Source organism: Gordonia sp. GN26 (assembly GCF_054823965.1).
The window spans coordinates 1-751 of the sequence record NZ_JSYC01000153.1; the positions used below are offsets into that span (position 1 = coordinate 1).

Annotated in this window: 1 protein-coding gene; it reads left to right on the plus strand. The window is 69.6% G+C overall.

Annotation, left to right across the window (positions count from 1 at the left end; genetic code table 11):
• The coding region (locus tag OK17_RS21210; protein ID WP_461418672.1) for a Maf family protein at positions 1–533 on the plus strand (533 nt) is incomplete at its 5' end.
• Positions 534–751 lie beyond the last annotated feature (218 nt).

Sequence of the window (751 nt, forward strand, 5' to 3'; positions counted from 1 at the left end):
TCGCCCAGTTGCCGCCCGGCACCCCCGCCGATGCCGTGGTCGCCGCGCTGGCGCGCGCGAAGGCCGAGGCCGTCGCCGCGCTCCCGGACCTCGCCGGCGCGGTCGAGAACGGCGAGACGGTCGTGGTGATCGGCTGCGACTCGATGCTGCTTCTCGGCGACCGCCTGCTGGGCAAGCCACACACCCCCGAACGCGCACTGGCCCAGTGGGGCGAGATGCGCGGGCGCAGCGCCGATCTGCTCACCGGTCATCACCTGATCCGGCTGAGCCCCGGCGCCGATTCCGCCACCGCGGCCGGAACCTCCTCCACGACAATCCATTTCACCGACGCCCACGACGACGTGATCGCGCGCTACGTGGACAGCGGCGAACCGTTGCAGGTCGCGGGCGCGTTCACCCTCGACGGCCTCGGCGGCTGGTTGGTCGAGCGCATCGACGGCGACCCGTCGTCGGTCATCGGGATCGGCCTACCGCTGGTCCAGCGCCTGCTGACCGAGGTCGGGTTGTCGGTCACCGACTTCTGGCTGCACTAGCCCACCCAGATTGATGTCGCGCGCGACATCAATCTGTGGGAACGACTTCAGCCGAAGTCGGACAGCCGGACTGATGTCGCGTGCGACGTCATTCCGCATTCGTCCATCCGCGGCGATGCCGCTCCCGAGGTGCGAGCGAGCGCTCCCACTCGCTCCCTGATCCGAAAGAGCGCTACGCACCCATGTCCGCTGCCTGATCCGAAAGAGCGCGACGCACC